Source organism: Gemmobacter caeni, assembly GCF_003054195.1.
GTDB classification, from domain to species: Bacteria; Pseudomonadota; Alphaproteobacteria; order Rhodobacterales; family Rhodobacteraceae; genus Gemmobacter; species Gemmobacter caeni.
This window is the reverse complement of sequence record NZ_QBKP01000005.1, coordinates 97,167-117,016: the sequence shown is the minus strand read 5'-3', so window position 1 is coordinate 117,016 and position 19,850 is coordinate 97,167. Positions and strand designations below refer to the sequence as shown.

Genomic DNA, 19,850 nt, shown 5'->3' with positions numbered 1-19,850 from the left:
TTGGCGCGACTCCCCCGGGATATTTGAACCAAGCTGAAAGCTGCGCGGGCTGGACTGTTCCGGCCCGGTCGGTTTAATTCGCGCGCGTCGAACCGATGAGATGAGGCCAGCATGTCGCGCTATGAACCGAGCCAGATCGAGCCGAAATGGCAGGAAACCTGGGATAAGACCGGGGTGTTCACCGCCCGGCGCGATGCGGCCAAGCCGAAATATTATGTGCTTGAGATGTTCCCCTATCCTTCGGGGCGCATCCACATGGGCCATGTGCGCAACTACACGATGGGCGATGTGGTGGCGCGCTACAAATCTTCCTGCGGGTTTTCGGTGCTGCATCCGATGGGCTGGGATGCCTTCGGGATGCCCGCCGAGAACGCCGCGATGGAGCGTGGCGGCCATCCCAAGGACTGGACCTACGGCAATATCGCCGACATGCGCGGACAGATGAAGCCCTTGGGCCTGTCGATCGACTGGAGCCGAGAATTCGCCACCTGCGACCCGGAATATTACGGCCAGCAGCAGGCCATGTTCATCGACATGATGGAAAAGGGTCTGGTCTATCGCAAGGCGGCGGTGGTGAACTGGGATCCGGTCGATATGACCGTGCTGGCCAACGAGCAGGTGATCGACGGCAAGGGCTGGCGCTCGGGCGCCGTGGTGGAACGGCGCGAGCTGACCCAGTGGTTCTTCAAGATCTCCGACATGGCGGGCGATCTGCTGGATTCGCTTGATGGTCTGAAGGACTGGCCCGAGAAGGTGCGGCTGATGCAGGCCAACTGGATCGGCAAGTCGCGCGGGCTGCAATTCGGCTTTGAAACCGTGGCGGCGCCGGCGGGCTTTGACCGGCTGGAGGTCTATACCACCCGCCCCGACACGCTGATGGGCGCCTCTTTCGCCGGGATCAGCCCGGATCACCCGCTGGCGAAGGAACTGGAAAAGACCAATCCGCAGATCGCGGCCTTTGTCGCCGAATGCCGCCGCATCGGCACCAGCGAGGAAGCCCTGCAAACCGCCGAGAAGCTGGGCATGGATACCGGAATCCGCGTGAAGCATCCGCTGGACCCGAACTGGGAACTGCCGGTCTGGATCGCCAATTTCATCCTGATGGATTACGGCACCGGCGCGATTTTCGGCTGCCCGGCGCATGACCAGCGCGATTTCGAATTCGCCACCAAATACGGGCTGCCGATCAAGGCGGTCTATGTGGCGGAAGGGGCGGAGGACGCGCCGCTGACCGAAGCCTTTGTGCCGATGAAATCCGAGCGGGTTCAATATGTTCGCGGTATCGCGGGCAACAAGCCGATGACCGGCGACGAGGGTGTGGCGGAGGCCATCGCGCTGGCCGAGGCCAAGGGCTTTGGCCAGGGCGTCACCAAGTTCCGTCTGCGCGACTGGGGCGTGTCGCGGCAACGCTATTGGGGCTGCCCGATTCCGGTCGTGCATTGCGCGACCTGTGGCGTGGTGCCTGAGAAAAAGGAAAACCTGCCGGTCGAGCTGCCCTATGACGTGAGCTTCGACAAACCTGGCAACCCGCTCGACCGTCACCCGACCTGGGCCGCGACCGCCTGCCCGAAATGCGGGGCAGCGGCGCGGCGCGAGACGGATACGATGGACACCTTTGTCGATTCGTCCTGGTATTACGCCCGCTTCACCGCGCCCCGCGCCGCCACGCCGACTGTGGCCGAGGATGCCGAATACTGGATGAACGTCGACCAGTATATCGGCGGCATCGAGCACGCGATTCTGCACCTGCTTTACAGCCGCTTCTTCGCCCGCGCGATGAACGAAACCGGCCACCTGCCCGCCAAGGCGCGGGAGCCGTTCAATGCGCTGTTCACGCAGGGCATGGTGACGCACGAGATCTACAGAACTTGGGAAGATACGGGACGAAAAACCACGTTTCCCGATGGCCATGAAGAGCCGATCTTTGGATATGTCTATCATCTGCCCGAAGACATCATCCGCAGCGAAACCGGCGCCACGCTGAAGGACGGCACAGTGGTCGAGGTCATCCCCTCGGCCAAAATGTCGAAATCCAAGAAGAATGTCGTCGATCCGATGAACATCATCGCCTCTTACGGTGCCGATACCGCGCGGTGGTTTGTCATGTCGGACAGCCCGCCGGAGCGTGACGTGGAGTGGACGGCCTCGGGCGCGGAGGCGGCCTTCAAGCATCTGACCCGTGTGTGGAACCTGTGTTCCCGCATCGGCGAACTGCATGCGGATCATCAGGGCAAGGACGATGCGGCGCTGCTGAAAGCCACGGCGAAGGCTGTGGATGAGGTGACGAAGGGCATTGACGGCTTTGCCTTCAACAAGGCCATCGCCGGGCTTTACGCTTTTACCAATGTGCTGGCGAAGGCCGATGCCTCGACTCCGGTGATGAAACAGGCGATCCGCACGCTGGCGCAGCTGATGTCGCCGATGACCCCGCATATCGCGGAATCCATCTGGTCATATCAGGGGGGCGAAGGCCTCTGCGCGCAGGCCGCATGGCCCAAGGCCGATCCGGCGCTGCTGGTGGATGATACCGTGACGCTGCCGATCCAGATCAACGGCAAGCGGCGGGCGGAAATCAGCGTGCCGAAGGATATGGCGGCGGCAGAGGTTGAAAAGATCGCGCTGGCGAACGAGGATGTGGTTAAGTTCTTGGCCGGTCAGCCGGTGAAGAAGATCATCGTCGTACCGGGGCGCATCATCAATGTCGTGGTATAAACGCCGCCAGTTCATCACGCTCGCCGGTGCGGCCCTGACGGGCTGCACCTTCACCCCGGCTTATGCGCCGGGCGGACCTGCCGCCGCGCTGCAAGGCGCGATCCGCGTCGATGCGCCGTCCGACAAGAACGGCTTCGATCTGGTCGAGCGGCTGGAGGAACGGCTGGGACGCCCGCAGGGCGACCGCTATCGGCTGTCCTACACCATCCGCACCGAAAGCATCGGTGTCGGCGTTACACCAGAGAACGCGACGACGCGCTATAATTTGCGCGGCACGGTGGACTGGGTGGTGAAAAATGCTGCGGGCACACCGCTGGCCGAAGGCACGGCAGCCAGCTTCACCTCCTGGTCGGCGACCGGATCCACCGTCGCCGGTTTGGCGGCGGAGGAGGATGCGGCCTATCGCCTGATGCGGATTTTGGCTGACCAGATCGTTACGCGGCTTCTGGCGACGGCAGGAAGCTTCCTGTGAAGCTGACCGGCGCGGCGGGGGCGGCCTATTGTGCCAAGCCCGATCCGGCGGCGGCGGGGCTGCTGCTGTACGGGCAGGACGCCATGCGCGTTTCACTGCGGCGGCAGGAGGCTATTGCTGCCCTGATCGGGCCGGAGGGCGAGGCTGAGATGCGGCTTGCGCGCCTGTCGGGCGGTGATGTGCGCAAGGAACCGGCGCTTCTGATGGATGCGATGAAGGCGCAGGGTTTCTTTCCTGGTCCGCGCGTGGTCTTCGTGGAGGAAGCGACCGACACCATCGCCCCTGCGGTGACCGAGGCGTTCCGCGACTGGCGTCCCGGTGACGCGCAGATCTTGGTGACCGCGGGCGGGCTGACTGCGAAATCGGCGCTGGTGAAGCTGTTCGAATCGCATCCGACGGCGCGCTGCCTTGGCATCTATGACGACCCCCCCTCTCGCGAGGAAATCGAGAGCACGCTGGGCAAAAGCGGCCTGCGCGACATCGCGCCCGAGGCGATGACCGATCTTCTGTCGCTGGCAAAAGAGCTTGATCCAGGTGACTTCCGCCAGACAGTCGAGAAGATCGCGCTGTATAAATGGGGCGACGGCACGCCGCTGACGCCCGCCGATGTGATCGCCATGGCCCCGGCGACGGTGGATGCCGAGGTAGATGATGTGGTGGAGGCTGTGGCCGAAGGGCGGGGCGCTGCCGTGGGGCAGCTGATGCGGCGGCTGGAGGGGCAGGGGGTGCAGCCCGTCACGCTATGCATCTTTGCCATGCGCCATTTCCGTACCCTGCATGCGCTGGTGGTTGATCCGCGCGGCCCGGCCTCGTTCCGGCTGCGCGGTCCGCGCAAGGATCGGGCGATGCGTCAGGCCGAAAGCTGGGGCGCGCGGCGGCTGGAGGATGCGCTGGCCTTGCTGGTGGAAACCGACCTGACGCTGCGGTCCGCCTCGCGCGCACCTGCCATGGCACTGATGGAACGCGCGCTGATCCGGCTGGCGATGATGCGGCGATAAGCGAAAGGCCCGGCGTTCAGACCGGGCCTTGTGTGTTTCAGAAATCCAGCGGGCGGTCGCCCTGCGCATCCTTGATGCGGCTCGGCAGGCCCATGGTGTTCAGCAGGTTGATGAAGGGTTTGGGGTCCAGTTCCTCGACATTGACCATCGTGCCCACATCCCAGGTGCCATCGGCAATCAGCAGCGCGGCGGTGACCGGCGGCACACCGGCGGTATAGCTGATGCCCTGCGAGCCGACTTCCTCGAACGCCTCTTTGTGATCCGCGACGTTGTAGATGAAGACCTCGGCCGGCTGGCCATCCTTCACGCCCTTCACCACGTCCCCGATGCAGGTCTTGCCGATATAGTTCGGCGCGAGGCTGGCCGGATCGGGCAGCACAGCCTTCACCACCTTCAGCGGAATGACCTCTTGCCCCTCGGCGGTCTTCACCGGCTGTTCCGACAGCAGGCCAAGGTTCTTCAGCACGGTGAAGACGTTGATGTAATGGTCGCCAAAGCCCATCCAGAACCGCACATCGGCATCCTTGTAGCGCGCCGACAGCGAATGCACCTCGTCATGGCCGGTCAGATAGGCTTTCTGTTCGCCCACAACCGGCAGATCCCAGGTCTGGCCGACCTCGAACATCTTGTTCGTTTGCCAGCCGCCATTCTGCCACGAATAGACCGTGCCGGTGAATTCGCGGAAGTTGATCTCGGGGTCGAAATTGGTGGCAAACCATTTGCCATGCGACCCGGCATTGATGTCCACGATGTCGATGGAGGTGATCTTGTCCAGCATCCCCTCAGCCACGCGGGCATAGGCGTTCACCACGCCGGGGTCAAAGCCGATGCCAAGGATCGCGGTCACACCGGCCGCCTTGCAGCGGTCGCGGCGTTGCCATTCGTAGTTGCCGTACCACGGCGGCGTTTCGCAGATCTTTTCCGGGTCTTCGTGGATCGCGGTGTCCAGATAGGCGGCGCCGGTCTCGATGCAGGCTTCCAGCACCGTCATGTTCACGAAGGCCGAACCCACGTTGATCACGATCTGCGCGCCGGTCTCGCGGATCAGCGCGGCGACGGCGGCACTGTCCATCGCATCGACCGCATGGGCCGCGAAAGTGCCCGGCACCTTCATCGCGTTCTTTTCATGGACGCTGGCGATGATCGCCTCGCATTTCGCCCGCGTACGGCTGGCGATATGCAGATCGCCCAGCCGGTCATTGTGTTGCGCACATTTATGCGCCACGACCTGAGCCACGCCACCGGCGCCGATGATCAACACGTTCCGTTTCACTTCGAACCGTCTCCTTTAAGGACAGAGGGAAGGGAGAGTCTCAGCCCAGGCTGCTCTCGTAGTCGGCATAGCCGAATTCTCGTTTCAGGCTCAGCGAGCCATCCAGTTCGCGCACGACGATGCTGGGCATCTTCACGCCGTTGAACCAGTTCTTCTTCACCATCGTATAGCCTGCGGCATCGGCAATCGACAGCCGGTCGCCCACCGACAGCGGTGTGGGGAAGTTGAACTCGCCGAAAATATCGCCCGCAAGGCAGGATTTGCCGCAGATCATCCAGGGATGATCGCCCGCGACCTCCATCTTCGCCGACTGGCGATAGATCAGCAGGTCGAGCATGTGCGCCTCGACCGAGGAATCCACGATGGCCAGATCCTTGCCGTTGTTCAGCGTGTCGATCACCGTCACCTCAAGGCTGGCGGAATTGGTGATCGCGGCCTCGCCCGGTTCCAGATAGACCTGCACACCGAACCGATCCTGAAAGGCGCGGAGCCGGGCTGCGAGCTTGTCCACCGGATAGCCCTCGCCGGTGAAGTGGATGCCGCCGCCGAGGCTGACCCATTTCAGGCGTTTCAGCAGGTCGCCGAACTCATCCTCGATGCGGGCAAGCTGCGTGTCGAACAGGTCGAAATCCGCATTCTCGCAGTTGTAATGGATCATGAAGCCCGAGATGCGGTCCATCACGGTTTCGATCTTCTTCTGGTCCCATTCGCCCAGACGGCTGAAGGGGCGGGCCGGATCGGCAAGATCAAAGCCCGAAGTGCTGAACCGCGGGTTCAGCCGCAGCCCGCGTTCGATCTGTGCCGACTGATTGTCGAAGCGTTCAAGCTGACCGATGGAGTTGAAGATGATCTTGTCGGCATAGCCTACCGCCTCGGCGATCTCGTGGTCGGACCAGCCAACGGAATAGGCGTGGGTTTCCTTGCCGAACCTCTCGCGCCCCAGCCGCAGTTCGTAAAGGCTGGAGGAGGTCGTGCCGTCCATATGCTCTCGCATCTGGTCGAACACCGGCCAGGTTGCGAAACATTTCAGCGCAAGCAGGGCCTTGGCGCCGGACTGCGCGCGCAGCCGGTCGATGATTTCCATGTTGCGCGAAAGCTTCACCCGATCAATCAGGTAGTAAGGCGTCTGGATCATCAAGAATCCCCCCCGGGGCCAAAAGGGACAAGAGCGGTCCACATAGGGCCTAACCCCCTTGGGTGCAAGTCGTGTGACACTTTCTTGCGGTTCCGCGCATCAGCGCCTTTCAGCCGTCACCAGTGGCAAAAGGCGGCGCATCTGCGCGGCAAGGCGCTGAAACCGGCGTTGCAGATGTCCGGAAAGTGCCAGCCCATCACTGTGGATCGCCTGCCATGTCATCTGTTGCCGCGCGGTGCCAAGGTTGAACAGCCGGTAGCCGCCCATCACCACGAAGGCCGAAATGGCGACCGAGGCCAGCGCGTCCGAGGTGAAATGCCGCCCCATGCCAACGCGCAGCAGCAGGCTTGCCCCGATCAGCGCGGCAGCAGCGGCGACGGCCAGCCACCGGCGCGGTTTCGGCAGATGCGGCCATGTCAGGGCCAGCAGGGCAAAGGCGAAAGTCGCCGTCATCGCGACCTCACCGGAGGAGAAGGAACAGTTCTGGCTGCACTGGTCGCTGATTTGCAGGACGGGAGTGAACTGTCGCGTCCCGCCGAACTCTATGATGTCAGCGGGACGGGCACGTCCCGCATAGGCTTTCAGGATGCCGTTCACGATCAGGCCGGGGCCGATGACGAACACGGTCGCAAGGAAATGCCAGCCGGCCAGCCCGGATCGCGGTGTGAAGCCGAGCGTGCGTGCCAGCACTGGCAGAGCCACCGCCAGAAGGGCAAAAGCGGTCAACCCCCAGCGCAGGCTGTCGTTGAGTGTGGTGATGGCGGGGTTTCCGCGCAGGGCGAAAACGCCTTGCGGATCAAGAAACCGGCTTGAAAGGGCGATATCCAGTGCCGGTTCGGCGCTGAACAGGCAGAGCACAACCAGCGTTGCAATCAGCGCGGCATGATGCAGGCGGGCGAGGGTGGGGTCAGTCATCCTTGGCCTCCGTCAGGCATTCGGGGGTGGTCAGGACCAGCGACATCTGTCGCCCCTCGGCAAAGCCTGGCCCGGCGATCCAGTGGTCAGACGGGCCGGTGGCGCAGGCGGGTGGCTCCGCCCCTTGCATCAACAGCACAACCGGTGTGCCCGGAGCAGCGGTCAGCGGCAGCGCCAGGTCCCAGTGGTGTCGGGGTGGTCCGTCATGCGGGGTGGCGGCGATTTCCAGCCCGGAGCCATGGCTCTGCCAGCTCAGATCAGCCAGAAGGCCACGATCTGAGGCCACGATCACGGCGGCGCCATTGCGCGTTGCGAAATCCATTGCGCGCCGGCTGACCTCGGCCCGGCCCAGATAGCGCGACAGGATCAGCGGCCCGTCCCCGATCCGCCAGCCGGTGCCGAAAGTGGCGATGAGCGGCAGGGCAATCGCCACCGCCGCACCCAGTGCCAGCGAGGCAAAGGCCAGCGCCCGGTGCCGCGCCAGCCAGTGCGCGGCGATGATGCTGCCCGTGACCGTAAAGCCCACGCCCCAGTTTGCAAGCGCCCGGCTGGTCAGCGCCTGAAGCGTGACGATGCCAAGGATCACCAGCGCCACCGTCACGGCGCCGCGCAGTGGCGGGCGGGGCGCGTGCAGACCCAGCAGGAAGGCCGGAAAGGCCAGCGGCCCCATCACCGCGAGTTGTTCGGCCAAAAAGCGGACAGCACCAGACAGATGCAGGCCAAAACCCTGCGCCGCGCCATCTTCGGCCAGATGATGCAGGGTCACAAAACCGTGGCTGGCGATCCACAGCAGATTCGGCAGCGCCAGCAACAGGGCAACCGCCCCGGCTATTGTCGCATCGCGGCGGGTGATCCGCCATGCCGGGGATACCAGCGCGGCCATAGCCATCCCGGCCATGGCAAACAGCATCGCATGTTTCGACAGGAACCCCAGCCCCAGCGCCAGCCCCAGCAACACCGCATCGCCGGTCGAAGCGCGCGCGGCCAGCCGGTGCTGCATCAGCAGCGCCGCCGCGATGGCACACAGCAGCGGTGTGTCGGTCGTCATCATCATCGCGCCCAGCGTGGCTGCGGGCATGGTCGCATAGGTCAGCCCGGCCAGTGCCGCCACGCGCGCATTGGTCAGCCGCGCTGCAAGCGCCATGACCAGCATCGCCGTCACCCCATGCAGCACAGGCGCCGCAAGACGCACCCCGAAGGGCGTGTCGCCCGCAACTTCGGTCGTGGAACGGATCAGCCAGCCGATCAGCGGAGGCTTGGAATAGGCGCCGAAGGACAGCGACTGCCCCCATAGCCAGTATTGCGATTCATCCGTCCAAAGTTCGGTCCGCATCGCGGCCAGCATGCCCAGCCGCCACAGCGTCAGCGCGGCAATGGCCAGCAACGCCGCCTGCAGGCAGTCAGGCGCGGCTTTGGGCAGGCTGGTGCTTTTCAGCATGGATAAGCCAAAGATTGCGGGAATAGATGACAAGCCCCGTCGCCTGCCCGAACACGAACACGGGGTCGCGCCGCCACAGCGCATAGCTCAGCAGCACCACACCCCCGGCCATCGAGAAATACCAGAAGGCCACCGGGATGACCGACCGGCGCGTGCGTTCCGACACGATCCATTGCACCAGAAAGCGCATGGTGAACATCAGCTGCCCGCCAAGGCCGATCATCACCCAGGTGAACTCGGTCCAGTCGGTAACGTGCAGGGCGGCCCAGACCGCCTCGCGGCTCATGCTCCGGCCCCGGCGGCGATTTCGTGCGGGGTTACCCGTTTGCGGCGGCGGATCAGCCAGGCAACGCCCGCCAGATCGGTGATCCCGACCAGCGCCCGCCCGAGATTGGTGTATTTCGACCGCCCGGCCAGACGCGGTGCATGGGTCACATGGACATGTGCGATCTTCCAGCCATCGCGCAGGAACAGCGCGGGCAGAAAGCGGTGCTGGTGGTTGAAATAGGGCAGTGCCAGATAGGCGGCGCGGTCAAACGCCTTCAGCCCGCAGCCGGTGTCGCGCGTCCTGTCGCCCAGCAGCCAGCCGCGCAACCCGTTGGCAAAGCGCGATGCCAGCCGACGGCCCAGCGTATCGCGGCGCCCGATGCGCTGACCGGCAACCAGCGCCAGCGCCGGGTCGCGGCGCGGGTCCATCAGGGGCGCGATCAGCGCCGGAAGGTTGACCGGCGGGTTCTGCCCGTCCCCGTCCAGCGTTGCCACGATACGGCCGCGCGCCGCCCGCGCGCCAGAATGGATCGCCGCCGATTGCCCTGCCGCCCGGTCATGCCCCAGCACGCGGATGCGCGGCTCGTGCCGGGCCAGCCGCAACAGTTCGGCCCGTGTTTCATCTTCCGAACCGTCATCGACAAGGATCAGTTCGAACGCCTGCCCGGCGAGGATTTCCAGAATCTGCGCGGTAAGTGGCGCGATGCTGGCCGCCTCGTCATGCAGCGGCACCACGACCGAGATGACCGGCACGATCTCTTCAATCTGCCGGGCACAACGGACGGGATGGACGGCATTCATGGCATGTACCCTCCGGCAGGCGCCGCAGGCTGGTGCGGCGCGGAAATCCTGCGCCGCAGCTAACACCCGCGTTGTAAGGGTGCGGTGACTGCCAGATGACGAATTGGTGTCGGCTGCCGAAGCGGCACTAGGACACCGAAATCCCCACGGCAGCGCGGGCGGCACGGGCGATCACCAGTTCCTCATGCGTGTTGATGATCATGACCGTGGTGCGCGAAAACTCGGATGACAGGACCGTGGCGCTTTCTGCGTTCCTGCCATGGTCGATCTCGACCCCCATCCAGCCCAGACGCTCGCAGATCCGGCGGCGGACGCTGCGCGAGTTTTCCCCGATGCCGCCGCAGAAGACCAGTGCGTCGATTCCCCCCATGACGGCGGCCATGGCGCCCAGTTCGCGCTGTACGCGGAATACGAAGTAGTCGATGGCGCGATGGGCTTCGGGGCTGTCGGCGGCTTCAAGCGTACGCATGTCGTTCGACAGCCCGCCCGACAGGCCCAGAAGACCGGATTCGTTGTACAGGATCTGGCGGATCTGAGCGGTATTCAGCCCTTCGCGATCCAGCATGTACAGCAGGACGCCGGGGTCGATCTGGCCGCAGCGGGTGCCCATCGGCAGCCCGTCCAGCGCCGAAAACCCCATGGAAGAGGCAACAGAGCGCCCGCGATGGATGGCGCACATCGAGGCCCCATTGCCGAGATGCGCGACAACGACGCGCCCTTCCATCAGATGCGGCGCGAGACGGCGCAATTCTCCGGTGACATATTCATAGCTGAGGCCGTGAAAGCCGTAGCGCCGCACGCCCGCCTCGTAATAACGGTGCGGAATGGCGAAAGTGTCGTTCACGAAGGGCTGGCCACGATGGAAGGCCGTGTCGAAACAGGCGATCTGCGGCACATCGGGGAAGGCAGCCATGGCGGCGCGGATACCCGCGATGTTGTGGGGCTGATGCAGCGGGGCGAAAGGCTCCAGCATCCGCAGCTTTGCCAGCACGGCATCGGTCACGACAACCGGCTGGACGTAATCCAGCCCGCCATGCACGACCCGGTGGCCCACGGCGCCCATGCGCAGGCCGGGGAAGTGCTGTTTCACCGTGCCGATCACCATGGACAGCGCGCCTTCATGGCTGGACAGATCACCGGGCGGCAATGTCAGTTCCGCGCCGGTGCCATCCTTCAGAACCATGCGGCCCTCCGGCCCGATCCGCTCGGCCTGGCCGGTCAGCAGGGCCGTGTCTCCCTCTGCCGGAAACAGGGCCACCTTCAGCGAGGAAGACCCGGCGTTAAGCGCCAGAAAGCCGGTGGTCATGTCATTGCCCTTTACTGCGTCAGGATTTCATAAACCTCTCCGCGCCCGTCGACCGGCGCGAAGATGATGTAATACCGATCCGGCCCGCCCCGGTACATCAGGCCCAGACTGTCTGTTCCGGCTTCGGGGTCGCCAGTGTAGCCGCGCGGGGCCTCGCCGGTGAAATAGCTGCCACCCCGGAAGGCAAAGTTCGTTCCGGTCGCGCCGGGCAGAACCAGCCCCAGCCGGCGCTGGGAGCCTGCATCTTTCTGAAACACCAGCCCGGCCGGACCCTCCTGCCGGAAGCTGCATGGAAAGAACGGATACCCAAGCGCGATATCGGCGGTGACCTGAAGGCTGCGCACACTGCAGGGGGTATTGGCAAGGCTCAGCCGGTCGGGCATCGGCAGGCGATCCCCGTCGATCACCGCCAGAAAATCGGCCACGGCGGCGGTGTCCTGACCGTCGGCGTGCGGGGCCAGCCGCGCGCGCAGATCGGCCTCCGCCCCCTCGAGTGTCGTGATCTGTTCGGGTGTCAGCAGGGCATCGGTGGTTTGTGCAATCAGCGGCTGGGCCGACAGAAGCAAGGCAAGACAGGCTGCACTCCGGCGGCAAAGACGGTTCATGGCAAAAGCTCCGATCCGAGACATGCACCCGGCGCGGTCAGGCTGCTTCGGTGACGTGACGGCGCGATGAACGCCCGCCGGACCGCCAAACTGTTTCAAACCGCTCCGGACAAGGCAAGGATCATCCGGCGGGCTTTCACGGCTGCTTCACTGCTGCGGCCCACTCCTCCAGAAAGGCGCGGCGCTTGACGCGGTCCAGATAGACCAGCAGGCCAGGGTCCAGCCGGATCGGGCGCAGGCGCGGGGTCTGCACGAGTGCGGCCTCGTTCACCGGCGGCAGGCCCCCCTGTTGGCCAGAGAGACGGCGGCCTTCGGGTGACAACAGGAAGTCGATGAACATGCCTGCAAGCTCGGGGTTGCGCGCGTCTTTCGGGATCAGCGCGGTGCGCAAAAGCGTCAGAGTGAAATCCTCGAACTCGATCAGCGCCACATCCGGGTCATGCGCGGCGCGGGTGGCGGCGTAGCTGCCCAGCACATTATAGGCCAGCGCCAGTGTGCCGGTTTCCAGATCGTCCAGCATGGGCTTGGTGCTGGCGTAAAGCCGGGGGCGGTTGGCACCCATCACCTCGGCCAGTCGCCAGAAACTGTCGGATTGCCGCGCCTCCTGCGTTGCAAACAGATAGCCCGCGCCGGATTGCAGCGGGTCATAGGTGCCGATCCGGCCCTCGAACCGGCCGGGATGATCGCGCAGGAGGTCGATCAGATCACGGCGGGTGCGGGGCAGGGCCAGCCCTTCCAGCGCCTTGCGCGAGGCGACCAGCACCACCGGCTCCTGCGCGAAGCCGAAGATACGATCCTGCCATTGCGCCCAGTCCGGCAGTTGTGCGGCACTGGCATGCGGCAGGGCGAAGCCGTCATTTGCCAGCTTCATCTGCAGGTCCATCGCGCTGGAAATCGCCAGATCGCAGGCCACGCCCTCATCGGCCACCGCAGTGTAGACACTGGCGCTGCCGGTCACGGTATAGCGGATCGTCACCGACGGATGGCGCGCCTGAAAGGCGGTCAGCAGCGGGGCGAAATATTCAGTGTCGGTGGTGGACAGAATCCACAACTCGGACCCTGCGCCGGTGCCGGGGAAGACGTGTTCCTCCTCCACCGGGAAGGCGGCGGCGCAGAGAGGCGAAAGGATTACTGCAAGGGCACAGAGAATTCGGCGCATACGCCCCCTCCTTCACGTTCCGTCAGGCTGAACCGCCCGTCATGGGCTGCGGCGACTTCGGTCACGATGGTCAGGCCAAGGCCCGAACCCACCACATCGGCGACATTGCCACCCCGGCGAAAGCGGCCCGAAAGGCTGGCGGGGTCAAGGCCCGACAGGCCGCGCCCGCGATCCTCGACCCGCAGCACCGCGCGGTTGTCCTCAGCGGCCAGCGACAGGCGGACAACGCTGTCCTCGGGCGAATATTTCACCGCATTGTCCAGAATATTGCGCACCGCACTTTCCAGCAGCGCCCGGTCGCCCGTCACCGGCAGGGGCTGCGCTGCGGGTGACAGCCGCAGGTCGACATCCTTCAGCGAGGCGGCGGGTTCGATGGAGGCCACCACGCCCGCGACCAGCGCGCCGAAATCCAGCGCGTCCGAGGTCATCCTGTCGGAGCGATAGACGACGATGGCGTGATCCAGCAACTGCGTGGCGGACCGCGCGCTTTCCTCGACCGCGCGGATCACGCCACGCAGAGTCTGGCGCGTCGCCTCGTTATCGGATTGCCGCAGCGCGATTTCCGCCTGTGCCCGGACAGTGGCCAGCGGGGTACGGATGTGATGCGCGGCTTCTGTGATGAAGGTTTCTGTGCGGCCCAGAGCGGCGCGCAGCCGGGCGATGAAGCCGTTCAGCGCACCGACCAGCGGCACCAGTTCGCGCGGGGTGCTGGCATCGACGGCGCGCAGATCCTCCGGCCCGCGCCGGGCCACCGCCTCGGCCAGCCGGTCGATGGGGGCCAGAACCGATCCTGCCGCGATCAGCGACAGCAGAAGTGCCAGGGTGAAGAACCCCAGCCCCAGCCCCGCCGCGCGGTTGGCGATGCGTTCGGCAATCGCGTCCTGCCCCAGCCGGGTCTGGGCGACCAGCACCAGAACGGGCAGGGCCTGCCCTGCAACCACCACCTGACGGGTGACGGCTGCGATGCGCACCTCGGTGTCGCGGAAGGGGCGAGTATAGAACTGCGGGCCGACCTTGCCCGAAGCCTCGGGCGGCAGCGGCAGGTCGTCATAGCCGGTCACTGTCTCGCCGCCCACGTCGATGCGGTAGAACACCCTGTCTTCGGAAATCGAGCCCAGCACCGAGAAGGCATCGTAAGGCAGGTCAATTTCCACCTGTTCGGTGCCCGCGCGTAACTGTTCGGCGATGGCCGTGGTGGCGGCGCCCAGAATGCCATCCTGTGTCGTTTCGGCGGCCTGTCCGGCCACGGTGCGGACCGTGAAATACAGAAACACCGCCAGCATCGCAGCGATGCCCAGAAGCTGTAACAGCAGCCGCTGCCGGAGCGAAAGAGGCGCCCTTGGCATGCGCCAGCGTATGCGCCCGGTCATTCGCCGGTCAGCCGGTAGCCGACGCCGCGCAGCGTCTCGATCCGGGCGGCAGAGCCTTCCAGCTTTTTCCGCAGGCGGGCGACATAGACCTCGATCGCGTTCTCTGACACGGCTTCGGAATAGGAAAACAGCCGGTCGCAAAGCTGCGCCTTCGAGAAGATCCGCTCGGGCGCGGACAGCAGGATTTCCAGCAGCCGCAATTCGCGTGACCGCAGTTCCCGTGTTTCGCCCGCGATACTGACCGTGGCGGTCAACGGGTTGAAGGTGACGCCCGCATAGTCGCGCACCGTCTGCAAGGCGCCACCCCGGCGCCGCAGCACGGCGCGGCAGCGGGCCTCCAGCTCGGCAAAGTCGAAGGGTTTGGTGATGTAGTCGTCAGCGCCAAGGTCCAGCACATCCACCCGGTCCGAAACGGCGGCGCGGGCGGTCATCATGATGATCGGCGTATCCCGGCGGGCGCGGCGCTGGGCCACCAGAAAATCGCGGCCATCGCCATCGGGCAGGGCGATATCCAGCAGGATCAGGTCATAGCTGGCGGCAGCGAGGCAATCCTCGGCTTCGGCGATTCCCGCCGCACGGTCCACCGCATGCCCGTCCAGCGCCAGCCGTGTGGCGACCGAATGGGCCAGATCGTCGTTATCCTCGACAAGAAGAAAGCGCATTGCCGCAGTTTTCATCGCTGGTGACAGGTTCATGTCAGCTTTTCAGCGAATCGTGTTCCCCGCAAGGGCCGGTGGAGGCCGGCCCCGCTTTGAAAAAGATGTCTCGGGAGGACACGCATGAAATCGACCCTGTTCCGCGCACTGCTGGCCAGTGCTGCCCTTGGCCTTGGCGCCACCTCGGCCTTCGCGACCGAATGCATCGCCCCGGCGGATGCCGGTGGCGGCTGGGACTTCACCTGCCGTCAGATCGGCAAGATCCTTTATGATCTTAAACTGGTCGACCAGCCGGTTCAGGTGACCAATATGGCGGGCGCCGGTGGCGGCCTTGCCTTCAGCCATGTTGTCGCCGAGCGCGGCAAGGACGCCGATCTGATCGTCGCGGCCTCGTCGGCCACCACCACCCGTCTGGCGCAGAATGCCTATGGTGGCGCGACCGCCGATCAGGTGCGTTTCGTCGGTGCCATCGGTGGCGACCCCGGTGTGATCGTGGTTGCCAAAGACAGCCCCTATCAGACGCTGACCGATCTGGTCGAGGCGATCAAGGCAGATCCCGGCTCGGTGGCTTTTGCCGGTGGGTCGGCTGCGGGCGGCTTTGACCACCTGAAGCCGCTGATGGTGCTGAAAGCCGCAGGCTTCACCGATGTGGCCAAGGTCAAGTACATCGGCATGGACGGCGGTGCAGAGGCGATCACCCAGACCATCGGCGGCTTCACCCAGGCGATGACCGGCGACATGTCGGAAATCGTGGGCTTCATCAAATCGGGCGACGTGCGTCCGTTGGCCGTGCTGACCTCCGAGCGCGTGCCGGGCTTCGAGGATATCCCGACCGCCAAGGAGCAGGGCCTCAATGTCGAGGTCGTCAACTGGCGCGGCCTGTATGTGCCCAAGGGCATCAGCGACGACGCCTTCAACGCCTGGGCCGAGAAGCTGCAAAAAGTGGCGGACAGTGATGAGTGGAAAGCGGTCATGGCGTCGAACGGCCTCGCCCCCTTCACCAAGGTCGGTGCTGACTTCCAGAGCTGGGTGGATGGCGTCGTTGCCGAAACCACCGAGCTTTCGAAAGAAATCGGGGTGATCCAGTAATGGCCAGCGACCGGATCTTCGGTCTGGTCGTGGCGATCTTGGCGCTCGCGTATCTCGCGGGCGCCTTCCAGATCCAGACCAGCTTTCTGTCGGACCCGGTGGGCCCGCGGGTGTTTCCCATGATGATCGCCGTCGTCGGCCTGCTGTGCGGGCTCGCGATGCTGTGGAAGCCCGATGCCGAACCGGAATGGCCGCCCCTGCCGGTCTGGATGAAGATGGCGCTGACGGTCGTTATCCTGACCCTTTATGCCTACATGCTTGCGCCGCTGGGCTTCCTGATCCCCACCGCGCTGGTCGCGGCCGGTGTCAGCTACATGATCGCGCCGCAGCCCGCGAAGGCGGCGATCACGGGCATCTGCCTGTCGGTCGGCCTGTTCGTGCTGTTCAAATACGCCCTCGGCCTCGGGCTTGTCGCCCTGCCAAGAGCACTGATGGGTTGAGGGGGCATTGATGGATACGATTTCCAACCTCGTCATGGGGTTCGGCGTTGCGCTGACCCCCTTCACGCTGCTGCTGGCCGTGGTCGGCTGTTTCCTTGGCACGATGTTCGGCGCGCTGCCCGGCCTTGGCCCGGCCAATGGCGTGGCGATCCTCATTCCGGTCGCCTTCACCATGGGTCTGGATGCGACACAGTCGCTGGTGCTGCTGACCTCGGTCTATTACGGCACCATGTATGGCGGGCGGATCAGCTCGATCCTGCTGAACATTCCGGGTGACGAACCTGCGATGATGACCACGCTGGACGGTTTCCCGATGGCCCGGCAGGGCCGGGCAGGGGACGCGCTGGTGATTTCGGGTGTCGCCTCGTTTGTCGGTTCTTTCCTTGCGACCATCGGCCTTGTCGTGATGGCGCCGGTGCTGGCCAGCATCGCCTATCTGTTCGGCCCGGCCGAATATTTCGCCCTGTACCTGCTGGCCTTCTGCACGCTGGGCGGCGTCGCCTCGAAGAACCAGGCGAAAGCTGCAGCGGCGGCCTGTCTGGGGCTTGGCATCGCGATGATCGGTCTGGACAATTCGACCGGCCTGCCGCGCTATACCGGCGGCAACATGCACCTGATGGACGGGGTGGATTTCCTTGTCGCAATCGTCGGTCTGTTCGCCATCTCGGAAATCTTCATCTTCATTGAAAGCCATGGCCGCAACAGCGCCATCGGCGTGACTCTCGGCAAGCTGACAATCCCGTGGCAGGATCTGAAAGCCTCCACCGGGACCATGCTGCGCGGCACCGGCATCGGCTTTGTGGCCGGAGTTCTGCCGGGGGCGGGGGCGTCGCTGGGTTCGTTCATGGCCTACATGGCCGAAAAGAGCATCCTCGGTTCGCGGGGCCGCTTTGGCCAGGGCGATCCGCGCGGCGTGGCCGCGCCCGAGGCGGGCAACAATGCCGCGGCCGGTGGTGCGATGGTGCCGATGCTGACGCTGGGTGTGCCGGGTTCGGGCACCACGGCGGTGATGCTGGCACTGCTTCTGACGCTGAACATCACGCCGGGGCCGACGCTGTTCCGTGACCAGCCCGAAGTGGTCTGGGGTCTGATCGCCAGCCTGTTCATCGCCAATATCGTGTTGCTGGTGATGAACGTGCCGATGGTGAAGCTGTTCGTCCGCGTTCTGATGATCCCGGCCTGGGTCCTGCTGCCCATGGTCACGATGATCAGCTTTGTCGGCATCTATTCTCTGTCGGGCAGCACCTTCGATCTGCTGTTGATGGTGGTCTTTGGTGTGCTGGGCTACTTCCTGCGCAAGCTGGACGTGCCGACGGTGCCGGTGATCCTTGGCATCCTGCTGGGCTCAAACATGGAAGACAGCCTGCGCCGGGCCATGGTGATTTCGGACGGGGACTGGACCTTCCTGTTCTCGACCCCCATCTCCATCGGCCTGTGGATCGCGGCGATCGCCGGCTTCATTGCGCCGCTGTTCCTGCGCACCGTGCTGAAGAAGCCGCCGGTGCCTGCCATGGAAGCAAACGAGGACTGAGGTATGACACGGGTTCTGATCCCCACCGGGGCTTTGGGCCTTGGCTATGACCGCGCGGCTTTGTCGCGCGGTATCGCCAACAGGCCGGATATCATCGCGGTTGACGGGGGGTCCACGGACAGTGGGCCCTCTTACCTTGGGCGTGGTGTGTCCAAATATTCGCGCGCCTCGACCAAGGCGGAGTGGCGCGGGCTGATGCAGGCGCGTGCCGAGGCGGGCGTGCCGCTGGTCATCGGCACGGCGGGCACCTGCGGCGCCGACAGCGCAGTGGACTGGCTGCTGGAAATCACCCGCGAGATCGCAGCCGAAACCGGACAAACCCTGCGCGTCGCCACGCTGAAAAGCGGGCAATCCGCGGCCGCGGTGAAAGCCGCGCTGGCCGAAGGGCGCATCGCGCCGCTGTTTCCGGCGCCAGAAATCTCGGATGCGCTGATCGACGCTTGCAGCAATATCGTGGCGCTGGCGGGGGCTGAGCAGATCGCGGCGGCGCTGGCGACCGGCGCCGATATCGTGATTGCCGGGCGGACCACCGATACGGCCATCATCGCGGCGCTGCCGCTGGTGAACGGCGATCATCCGGGGGCCTGCTGGCACGGCGCCAAGATCGGTGAATGCGGCGCCATCGCCACCACCCAGCCTGCCACTGGCGTCATCCAGATCGACTTTGACGCGACCGGCTTCACTATGGAGCCGATGGCCCTGACCGCCGCCGCCACGCCCTACACGGTGTCGGCGCATATGCTTTACGAAAACTCCGATCCCTTCGTGCTGTATGAGCCGGGCGGGCATCTGGATGTCACCGGCGCCAGTTATACTGCGCTGGATGCGCGGCGCGTGCGCGTCGAAGGCTCGGAATGGATCAGGGGCGTCTATACGGTGAAGCTGGAGGGCGCCCGCGTCGCGGGCTACCAGACCGTGGCGCTGGCCCTGCTGCGGGACCGCCGCTATGTGCGCCATGCCCGCGAATGGGCGGCGGATGTGCAGGCCCGCGTCGCGGCGCAGATCGTGGAGCGGATGGGCCTTTCGCCTGATGACTTCACGCTGGAACTGCGGCTGATCGGCATGGACGCAACGCTTGGCCCGCTGGAAAACCGCACGACCACCCCGGTCGAGGTGGGGGTTCTGGGCATCGTCACCTGCCCGACCGAGGCGCAGGCGGCTGAGGCGGGCAAGATGCTCAACCCCTATCTGCTGCATCACGCGCTGACCGAGGATGAGCCGATGCCGACCTTCGCCTTCCCCTTCTCGCCAGCGGAAATGCAGCGCGGGGCGCTGTATGAATTCTGTCTGAACCATGTAATGCGGCTGGACGATCCGATGTCGGCCTTCCGTCTGGATGTGCACGAGGTGGGCCATGGCTGAACTGGGAACGCTGGTCGAAAAGGTCCGGTCCAAGAATGCCGGGCCGTTCTGGCTGACGGTGGATATTTTCTGCGGCAGTGCCGAGGCTTTCGCCCGCGTCACGACGGGGCTGGATACAACCCGCGTCGCGCATCTGTTCGGGGTTGAACCGCAGGCGATGAAACGCTTCGATATCCCTGATCTGAACGTGGTGAAACTGTCGGTGCCGCGCCCGGTGGTGCAGGGCACCCGTGCCGACCGTGATATGCACGGTGCGGGCTGGGCCGTGCTGGTCGAGGAAATGGAGATCGCCTGATCTTTCCTCCACGATCTTTCACATGC

Annotated in this window: 19 protein-coding genes; 8 read left to right on the top strand and 11 right to left on the bottom strand. The window is 64.9% G+C overall.

The genetic code is table 11. From position 1 onward, the window contains the following. Positions 1 to 111: 111 nt before the first annotated feature. The 3 genes from leuS to holA are packed head-to-tail and all read left to right on the top strand — an operon-like array spanning position 112 to position 4,182. A complete protein-coding gene (gene leuS, locus C8N34_RS09610) occupies positions 112 to 2,712 on the top strand; it encodes a leucine--tRNA ligase (RefSeq protein ID WP_108128712.1) in 2,601 nt (866 codons plus the stop codon). Beyond that, positions 2,699 to 3,184: an LPS assembly lipoprotein LptE gene (lptE, locus tag C8N34_RS09605; RefSeq protein WP_054301384.1), complete on the top strand. Its 486-nt coding sequence runs from the start codon at positions 2,699 to 2,701 to the stop codon at positions 3,182 to 3,184. The genes leuS and lptE overlap by 14 nt, the downstream gene beginning before the upstream one ends. Then, a complete protein-coding gene (gene holA / locus C8N34_RS09600) occupies positions 3,181 to 4,182 on the top strand; it encodes a DNA polymerase III subunit delta (protein ID WP_108128711.1) in 1,002 nt (333 codons plus the stop codon). Before lptE ends, holA begins: the two co-directional genes overlap by 4 nt. A gap of 37 nt (positions 4,183 to 4,219) precedes the next feature. On the opposite strand, the gene C8N34_RS09595 is transcribed toward holA, so the two are convergent. From C8N34_RS09595 to C8N34_RS09545, 11 genes are all read right to left on the bottom strand, one after another. After that, positions 4,220 to 5,455 carry a saccharopine dehydrogenase family protein gene (locus C8N34_RS09595; RefSeq protein ID WP_108128710.1) on the bottom strand — a complete coding sequence of 412 codons (1,236 nt, stop codon included), beginning with the start codon at positions 5,453 to 5,455 and terminating at the stop codon, positions 4,220 to 4,222. A gap of 40 nt (positions 5,456 to 5,495) precedes the next feature. Then, positions 5,496 to 6,590, bottom strand: a complete 1,095-nt coding sequence (locus C8N34_RS09590; protein WP_108128709.1) for a carboxynorspermidine decarboxylase — start codon at positions 6,588 to 6,590, stop codon at positions 5,496 to 5,498. Positions 6,591 to 6,689: 99 nt separating this feature from the next. Beyond that, a complete protein-coding gene (locus C8N34_RS09585) occupies positions 6,690 to 7,505 on the bottom strand; it encodes a phosphatase PAP2 family protein (protein WP_108128708.1) in 816 nt (271 codons plus the stop codon). Continuing rightward, positions 7,498 to 8,943, bottom strand: a complete 1,446-nt coding sequence (locus tag C8N34_RS09580) for an ArnT family glycosyltransferase (RefSeq protein WP_108128707.1) — start codon at positions 8,941 to 8,943, stop codon at positions 7,498 to 7,500. Before C8N34_RS09580 ends, C8N34_RS09585 begins: the two co-directional genes overlap by 8 nt. Next, positions 8,906 to 9,229, bottom strand: coding sequence for a lipid-A-disaccharide synthase N-terminal domain-containing protein (locus C8N34_RS09575; protein ID WP_054301378.1), 324 nt, complete (start codon positions 9,227 to 9,229; stop codon positions 8,906 to 8,908). Before C8N34_RS09575 ends, C8N34_RS09580 begins: the two co-directional genes overlap by 38 nt. Continuing rightward, positions 9,226 to 10,011 carry a glycosyltransferase family 2 protein gene (locus tag C8N34_RS09570; RefSeq protein WP_108128706.1) on the bottom strand — a complete coding sequence of 262 codons (786 nt, stop codon included), beginning with the start codon at positions 10,009 to 10,011 and terminating at the stop codon, positions 9,226 to 9,228. Before C8N34_RS09570 ends, C8N34_RS09575 begins: the two co-directional genes overlap by 4 nt. 127 nt (positions 10,012 to 10,138) lie before the next feature. Continuing rightward, complete coding sequence (locus C8N34_RS09565; protein WP_108128705.1) at positions 10,139 to 11,317, bottom strand: acetate/propionate family kinase; 1,179 nt, start codon at positions 11,315 to 11,317, stop codon at positions 10,139 to 10,141. 11 nt (positions 11,318 to 11,328) lie between these two features. Then, a complete protein-coding gene (locus C8N34_RS09560) occupies positions 11,329 to 11,922 on the bottom strand; it encodes a hypothetical protein (RefSeq protein WP_145693628.1) in 594 nt (197 codons plus the stop codon). A gap of 136 nt (positions 11,923 to 12,058) precedes the next feature. Beyond that, the gene (locus C8N34_RS09555) at positions 12,059 to 13,081 is read right to left on the bottom strand and encodes an ABC transporter substrate-binding protein (protein ID WP_108128703.1); all 1,023 of its coding nucleotides are present in this window, start codon (positions 13,079 to 13,081) and stop codon (positions 12,059 to 12,061) included. Further along, positions 13,051 to 14,451 carry a sensor histidine kinase gene (locus tag C8N34_RS09550; RefSeq protein WP_108128702.1) on the bottom strand — a complete coding sequence of 467 codons (1,401 nt, stop codon included), beginning with the start codon at positions 14,449 to 14,451 and terminating at the stop codon, positions 13,051 to 13,053. The genes C8N34_RS09555 and C8N34_RS09550 overlap by 31 nt, the downstream gene beginning before the upstream one ends. Then, on the bottom strand, positions 14,448 to 15,113 hold the full coding sequence (locus tag C8N34_RS09545) for a response regulator transcription factor (protein WP_108128823.1): 666 nt from the start codon (positions 15,111 to 15,113) through the stop codon (positions 14,448 to 14,450). The genes C8N34_RS09550 and C8N34_RS09545 overlap by 4 nt, the downstream gene beginning before the upstream one ends. A gap of 117 nt (positions 15,114 to 15,230) precedes the next feature. Here C8N34_RS09545 and C8N34_RS09540 point away from each other — a divergent pair, with 117 nt between their 5' ends. From C8N34_RS09540 to C8N34_RS09520, 5 genes are read left to right on the top strand one after another with little or no spacing between them, the layout of a single operon-like run. Next, positions 15,231 to 16,196, top strand: coding sequence for a Bug family tripartite tricarboxylate transporter substrate binding protein (locus C8N34_RS09540; protein ID WP_054301373.1), 966 nt, complete (start codon positions 15,231 to 15,233; stop codon positions 16,194 to 16,196). Next, positions 16,196 to 16,636, top strand: coding sequence for a tripartite tricarboxylate transporter TctB family protein (locus tag C8N34_RS09535; RefSeq protein ID WP_054301372.1), 441 nt, complete (start codon positions 16,196 to 16,198; stop codon positions 16,634 to 16,636). The genes C8N34_RS09540 and C8N34_RS09535 overlap by 1 nt, the downstream gene beginning before the upstream one ends. 10 nt (positions 16,637 to 16,646) lie before the next feature. After that, the gene (locus C8N34_RS09530; RefSeq protein ID WP_054301371.1) at positions 16,647 to 18,167 is read left to right on the top strand and encodes a tripartite tricarboxylate transporter permease; all 1,521 of its coding nucleotides are present in this window, start codon (positions 16,647 to 16,649) and stop codon (positions 18,165 to 18,167) included. A 3-nt stretch (positions 18,168 to 18,170) separates the two neighbouring features. Then, entirely contained in the window at positions 18,171 to 19,529 is a 1,359-nt protein-coding gene (locus C8N34_RS09525; RefSeq protein ID WP_108128701.1) for an acyclic terpene utilization AtuA family protein, read from the top strand. Further along, positions 19,522 to 19,824 (top strand): DUF4387 family protein, encoded by a 303-nt coding sequence (locus C8N34_RS09520; RefSeq protein WP_054301369.1) that lies wholly within the window; start codon positions 19,522 to 19,524, stop codon positions 19,822 to 19,824. The genes C8N34_RS09525 and C8N34_RS09520 overlap by 8 nt, the downstream gene beginning before the upstream one ends. The last annotated feature ends 26 nt before the right edge of the window (positions 19,825 to 19,850 follow it).

Coding starts and splice junctions, on each gene's coding strand:
- C8N34_RS09585 (WP_108128708.1), bottom strand. CDS start 7,505: ATGACTGACCCCACCCTCGCCCGCCTGCATCATGCCGCGCTGATTGCA.
- C8N34_RS09565 (WP_108128705.1), bottom strand. CDS start 11,317: ATGACCACCGGCTTTCTGGCGCTTAACGCCGGGTCTTCCTCGCTGAAG.
- C8N34_RS09590 (WP_108128709.1), bottom strand. CDS start 6,590: ATGATCCAGACGCCTTACTACCTGATTGATCGGGTGAAGCTTTCGCGC.
- C8N34_RS09555 (WP_108128703.1), bottom strand. CDS start 13,081: ATGCGCCGAATTCTCTGTGCCCTTGCAGTAATCCTTTCGCCTCTCTGC.
- C8N34_RS09575 (WP_054301378.1), bottom strand. CDS start 9,229: ATGAGCCGCGAGGCGGTCTGGGCCGCCCTGCACGTTACCGACTGGACC.
- C8N34_RS09535 (WP_054301372.1), top strand. CDS start 16,196: ATGGCCAGCGACCGGATCTTCGGTCTGGTCGTGGCGATCTTGGCGCTC.
- C8N34_RS09545 (WP_108128823.1), bottom strand. CDS start 15,113: ATGCGCTTTCTTCTTGTCGAGGATAACGACGATCTGGCCCATTCGGTC.
- C8N34_RS09550 (WP_108128702.1), bottom strand. CDS start 14,451: ATGACCGGGCGCATACGCTGGCGCATGCCAAGGGCGCCTCTTTCGCTC.
- C8N34_RS09540 (WP_054301373.1), top strand. CDS start 15,231: ATGAAATCGACCCTGTTCCGCGCACTGCTGGCCAGTGCTGCCCTTGGC.
- C8N34_RS09570 (WP_108128706.1), bottom strand. CDS start 10,011: ATGAATGCCGTCCATCCCGTCCGTTGTGCCCGGCAGATTGAAGAGATC.
- C8N34_RS09560 (WP_145693628.1), bottom strand. CDS start 11,922: ATGAACCGTCTTTGCCGCCGGAGTGCAGCCTGTCTTGCCTTGCTTCTG.
- leuS (WP_108128712.1), top strand. CDS start 112: ATGTCGCGCTATGAACCGAGCCAGATCGAGCCGAAATGGCAGGAAACC.
- lptE (WP_054301384.1), top strand. CDS start 2,699: ATGTCGTGGTATAAACGCCGCCAGTTCATCACGCTCGCCGGTGCGGCC.
- C8N34_RS09520 (WP_054301369.1), top strand. CDS start 19,522: ATGGCTGAACTGGGAACGCTGGTCGAAAAGGTCCGGTCCAAGAATGCC.
- C8N34_RS09580 (WP_108128707.1), bottom strand. CDS start 8,943: ATGCTGAAAAGCACCAGCCTGCCCAAAGCCGCGCCTGACTGCCTGCAG.
- C8N34_RS09525 (WP_108128701.1), top strand. CDS start 18,171: ATGACACGGGTTCTGATCCCCACCGGGGCTTTGGGCCTTGGCTATGAC.
- C8N34_RS09530 (WP_054301371.1), top strand. CDS start 16,647: ATGGATACGATTTCCAACCTCGTCATGGGGTTCGGCGTTGCGCTGACC.